Source organism: Streptacidiphilus jiangxiensis, from assembly GCF_900109465.1.
GTDB lineage: Bacteria > Actinomycetota > Actinomycetes > Streptomycetales > Streptomycetaceae > Streptacidiphilus > Streptacidiphilus jiangxiensis.
On sequence record NZ_FOAZ01000074.1, the window covers coordinates 1 to 5184 of the forward strand.

Genomic DNA, 5184 nt, shown 5'->3' on the forward strand with positions numbered 1-5184 from the left:
ACCACCTTCACCTGGGCGGCACGGGCCTTCGGGCCGCGCACCGGCTGGATGGGCGGCTGGGGCATCATCGTCGCCGACATCATCGTCATGGCCAATCTGGCCCAGATCGCCGGCTCCTACGGCTTCCAGCTGGTCGGCCACGCGTCACTGGCCTCCAGCACCCTGTGGACCACGATCGCCGGGGTCGTCTGGATCATCCTGATGACCTTCATCTGCTACATCGGCATCGAGATCTCCGCCGCGCTGCAGCGGGTGCTGCTCTGCGTCGAGATCGCGATGCTGGTGCTGTTCTCGGTGACCGCCCTGGTCAAGGTCTACGGCAGCAACGCCCCCGGCAGCTCGATCCACATCTCGGGCTCGTGGTTCAACCCCTTCGACGTGCCCAGTGCGAGCGCGCTGACGGCCGGCATCCTCTCCGCGGTCTTCATCTACTGGGGCTGGGACACCGCCGTCTCCGTCAACGAGGAGACCGCCGACAAGACCCGCACCCCCGGGCGGGCGGCCGTGATCTCGACCGTCCTGCTGCTGCTGATCTACGCCCTGGTCTCCACCTCCGCCCAGGCCTTCGCGGGCGTCGGCGACAAGGGCATCGGCCTGGCCAATCCGGACAACTCCGGGGACGTGCTCTCCGGCCTCGGCAGCGCGGTCTTCGGCAGCACCGGCCTGGGCTGGTTCCTGTCCAAGCTGCTCATCTTCATGGTGCTGACCTCGGCCGCGGCCTCCACCCAGACCACGATCCTGCCGACCGCCCGCACCAGCTTCTCCATGGCCCTGCACAAGGCCATCCCGTCCCACTTCGGCCGGGTGCACCCGCGCTTCGCCACGCCCACCTGGTCGACGATCGCCATGGGCCTGGTATCGATCGCCTTCTACGTGCTGCTGACCCGGATCAGCAGCAACGTCCTGTCCGACTCGATCTCCTCGGTCGGCCTCGGCATCGCCTTCTACTACGGCCTCACCGGGTTCGCCTGCTTCTGGTACTTCCGCAAGGTGCTCCGGCGCAGCGCCCGCGACCTGTGGTTCAAGGGCATCCTCCCGCTGCTCGGCGGCATCATGCTGCTCTACTTCTTCTGCTACGCCGCCTTCGACGTCTACGCCGACCCGAACTACGGCCACACCTCGATGACCCTGCCGCTGGTCGGCAAGGTCGGCGGCGTCTCCGTCATCGGCCTGGCGGCGCTGGCCCTCGGCGCCGTCCTGATGCTGATCCAGTGGGCCTTGCAGGGCTCCTGGTTCCGCTCCCCCGACGTCCCGGTGAGCGCGGCCACCGAGCAGGAGGTCGCGTCCGTCGGCTGACGTCACACACCGCACCGCGCACCACCGCACCGCGCACCACCGCACCGCGCACCACCGCACCGCGCACCACCGCACCGCGCACCACCGCACCGCGCACCACCGCCCACGCGCGAACCGCACCTCGCACGTCGGTCCGTTCCTGCACCTGTTCCTGCACCTGCCTTCGTACCGTACGGAGTTCAGGAGGGTTCATGCCTCGCACCAACGGCCGTGCCATGACCTACTCACCGGCGACCAGGCTCATGCAGCGCCTGTTCGCCGCCCATCAGGAATCCGCCCGGACCGGCGTCCCCGTGGACGACGTGCTCGGTGCGCTCGAGGTGCGGGAGGCGGCCGAACGCCGCCTCCGCGCGCTGGGCCGCGAACAGGCCGCGGAGGCGGGACCGAGCCGCCGCGACCTGTTCCGCTACGGCGCCGCGGGCGGCGCCGCCGTCCTCGGGCTCGGCGCGCTGAGCCGGGCCACCCCGGCCCGCGCGGCCACCGCACCCAGAATCGCCATCGTCGGCGCGGGCCTGGCCGGCGTCCGCTGCGCGCACATGCTCTGGACCGGCAGCAGCTCCAAGGGCCCCGTCGCCTCGACCGTCTACGAGGCCGACACCACCCACATCGGCGGCCGCTGCTGGTCGCTGCGCGGGTACTTCGACAACGGACTCGTCGGCGAGCACGGCGGCGCGTTCATCAACAGCAACCAGAAGTCGGCACTCAACCTGGCCCGGACGCTGGGCCTCACCACGGAGATCACCAACGGCGGCGACCTGCCGACCGGCAACCAGATCTACTGGTTCGACGGCAAGCCCTACACCTACGCCCAGGCCAACGCCGACTGGTCCGCCATCGGCTTCCCCGCCTTCAGCGCCGCGGGCAAGGCCGCACCCTGGCCGCAGGCGTACAACAGCTTCACCGCGGCCGGCCAGAAGCTCGACCAACAGACCGTGCCCGAATGGCTGGACTCCACCGGCATCGGCCAGACCACGCTCTTCGGCCGGCTGATGCTGGCCAACTCCGTCTCCGAGTACGGTGGCGACCCGTCCCTGCAGTCGGCTCTCAACCTGGTCTACCTGCTCTACAAGAACAGCCAGAACCAGCTGCAGCCGATGACCGGCTACGACGAGAAGTACCACATCGTCGGCGGCAACGATCAGCTGGTCAGCGGCATGCTCGCGCAGTTGCCGGCCGGCACCGTCCAGCAGGGCCACCAACTGGTCGCGCTGGCCCGCAACTCCGACGGCAGCTACACGCTGACGTTCCAGCAGCCCGGCCGGACCAGCACCACCACGGTCGTGGCGGACCACGTGGTACTCGCCCTGCCGTTCACCGCACTGCAGAAGGTCGACTTCTCGCAGGCCGGACTCTCGGCGTTCAAGACCTCGGTCGTCAACGCCGGCGTGCTCGGCCAGAACGCGAAGATCCATGTCGAGGTCTCGCACAAGACCTGGCCGGCGCTGGGTGACAGCGGCAGCGCCTACACCGACTGGAACGCCTTCTGCGTCGCCTGGGACGACTCCGTCCCCACCGGACCTAACGGTGCCCCCTCCGTCCTGCTGGCCTTCCCGGGCGGCAGCACGGCCCAGCACACGCTGACGGGCGCACCCCACGGCCCCGCCCCGGCAGCGGACGTGAACTGGTTCCTCAACCAGATCGAGCCGATCTACCCCGGCACCACGGCGGCGTACACGGGCAAGGCGTACGAGGACCACTGGTCGGTCGACCCCTGGCACTACGGGGCGTACTCGTACAACAAGCCCGGGTACTACACGTCGATGTTCGGCTACGAGCACGTCCAGGAGGGCAACATCCACTTCGCCGGCGAGCACACCAGCATCCAGGACCAGGCCTTCCTGGAGGGCGGCATCACCTCCGGCGAGGCGGCGGCGACCGAGATCCTCGCTCAGATCTGAACCCTCCACGCGGTCGTCCCACCCCCGCCGACCGGCGGTGTCAGACCCAGCTGATGCAATGTCACAGTTGCTTCTCCTGAGTGGAGTCAGCCGTGTGACGACGGGGGTGTGGCGTGGCGACGGCATCGGAGCGAGTGCTGCGAGAGGCGGAGGCCCGCGGGCTGGGCGACTACCGGGAGAGCTACGCCTACAGCGGGCTCGCCTGGTTCTTCGTGACGGTCCCGCTGCTGGCTCCGCTCCTCGCGCTGATCCAGATACCCGGGCAGGCGGGCCCGGTCGCCCTGCTCGGCGGTGTGCTGGAACTGGCTCTGGTCGGGGCCGGCGTCATCACCCGCCGCCGCAAGGCGGTGCACCTCTTCACCCGGGGTTTCCTGCTGGTGGGCGTCTCGGGCCGGGTCCGGCGGTCCGCCACCTGGCCCGAGGTCTCCGTGCGGATCAAGCGGGTCGGTACGCGGTACTCGACGCGCCCGGTCCACACCTACGGGGTGGACGTCGCCGGTCGGGAGAGCTTCGGCTTCGGGCAGCGCCAGATCGTCCGCGGATCCGAACTCGCCATGGAACTGGCCGAGCTCGGGGCACCTGGCCGGGTCGCCGCGGCCCTGCGCACGATCGACGAGCAGGGCTCGGCCACCCTGGGATTCCTGCGCTTCAGCCGTGACCTCATCCAGGACGACGGGCCCCGCGCGCAGATGCAGCTGCCGGTCGCCGAGATCGCCCGAGTCCAGCTCCGCCCCACCGGTGACCCGGGCGATCCCACCGAGCTGCTGCTCACCGTCCGCGGCTCCGGCACCACCGTCGCCATCGCCTGCCTGCCCGTCGATCGCGTCGCCATGGCCGGCCTGATCACCGCCCTGACCGGGCAGGGCGCCGCCACCCCGGGGGCCTGACCCACGGGACCGGCCCCGAAGGGCGGGCGCCGGTGGGCTACCGGCCGCGCGCGAGCCGGCCGAGCGCCAGCGCCGCCAGCAGCGCCGCACCGTCGGCGAGGACCGCGTCGTCGAAGTACGCCTCCGGGCTGTGGTTGTACGGCGCGGTCGCCGGGTCGCGGTCCGGGGCGCAGGCGCCGAGGAAGAAGTACGCCGAGGGGACCGCCTCGCAGACGTAGGAGAAGTCCTCCGCCCCGGCGAGCGGCTGCGCCATCGGCTGGAAACGGTCCTCGCCGAAGAGCGAGCGGACGGTGCGGGAGGTGAACTCGGCCTCGGTCTCGTCGTTGCGGGTGACGGGGTAGAGGCGCTCGTAGCGGGCGTCGATCTCCAGGCCGTGGGCGGCCGCGACACCGCGCACGACCCGCAGGGTCTCCTCCTCGGCGCGGGCCCGCGCCTCCGCGGAGAAGGTGCGGATGGTGGCCTCGAAGGTGGCATCGTCCGGGATGACGTTGTTGATCGTGCCGCCGTGGATGTGCCCGACGGTGACGACCACCGGATCGAACGCGTCGAAGCGGCGGGTGACCATCGTCTGCAGGGCTGTCACAGCCTCGCACAGCGCCGGTATCGGGTCCAGCGCCGCGTGCGGCGCCGAGCCGTGGCCGCCGCGGCCGCGCAGAGTGACGTGGAGGGTGTCGGCTGCGGCCATCGCCGCGCCGGGCCGGCCGGAGACGACGCCGCCGGGCAGCAGGCCGCTGGTGACGTGGAGGCCGTACGCGGCCACCACCCGCTCCCCTGCCGCGTCCAACAGGCCCTCGTCGATCATGACCTTGGCGCCGCCGCAGCCCTCCTCGCCGGGCTGGAACATCAGGACGACCGACCCGGCCAGCTCCTCGCGCCGCTCCACGAGCAGCTTCGCCGCGCCCACCAGCCCGGCGACGTGCAGGTCGTGCCCGCACGCGTGCATGGCTCCGGGGATGCGGGACGCGAACGGCAGCCCGCTGGTCTCCTGCACCGGCAGCGCGTCCATGTCGCCGCGCAGCAGCACCGCCGGACCCGGTCGCCCACCGCGCAGCACCGCCGTGACGCTGCTCAGCTTCTCCCCCACCGAGACCTCAAGACCCAGC

4 protein-coding genes are annotated in these 5184 nt (G+C 71.1%); 3 read left to right on the top strand and 1 reads right to left on the bottom strand.

From position 1 onward, the window contains the following. The 3 genes from BMY61_RS43540 to BMY61_RS43550 all read left to right on the top strand — a co-directional run. A partial coding sequence (locus BMY61_RS43540) for an APC family permease (protein WP_075004324.1) occupies positions 1-1296 on the top strand: 1296 nt, incomplete at its 5' end. Positions 1297-1487: 191 nt separating this feature from the next. Continuing rightward, positions 1488-3194 (top strand): flavin monoamine oxidase family protein, encoded by a 1707-nt coding sequence (locus BMY61_RS43545; protein ID WP_042444587.1) that lies wholly within the window; start codon positions 1488-1490, stop codon positions 3192-3194. Between the two features lie 113 nt (positions 3195-3307). Continuing rightward, entirely contained in the window at positions 3308-4081 is a 774-nt protein-coding gene (locus tag BMY61_RS43550) for a hypothetical protein (RefSeq protein ID WP_143094612.1), read from the top strand. Positions 4082-4118: 37 nt separating this feature from the next. Here BMY61_RS43550 and BMY61_RS43555 read toward each other — a convergent pair. Then, the coding region (locus tag BMY61_RS43555; protein WP_083555282.1) for a M20 metallopeptidase family protein at positions 4119-5184 on the bottom strand (1066 nt) is incomplete at its 5' end.

Coding starts and splice junctions, on each gene's coding strand:
- BMY61_RS43545 (WP_042444587.1), top strand. CDS start 1,488: ATGCCTCGCACCAACGGCCGTGCCATGACCTACTCACCGGCGACCAGG.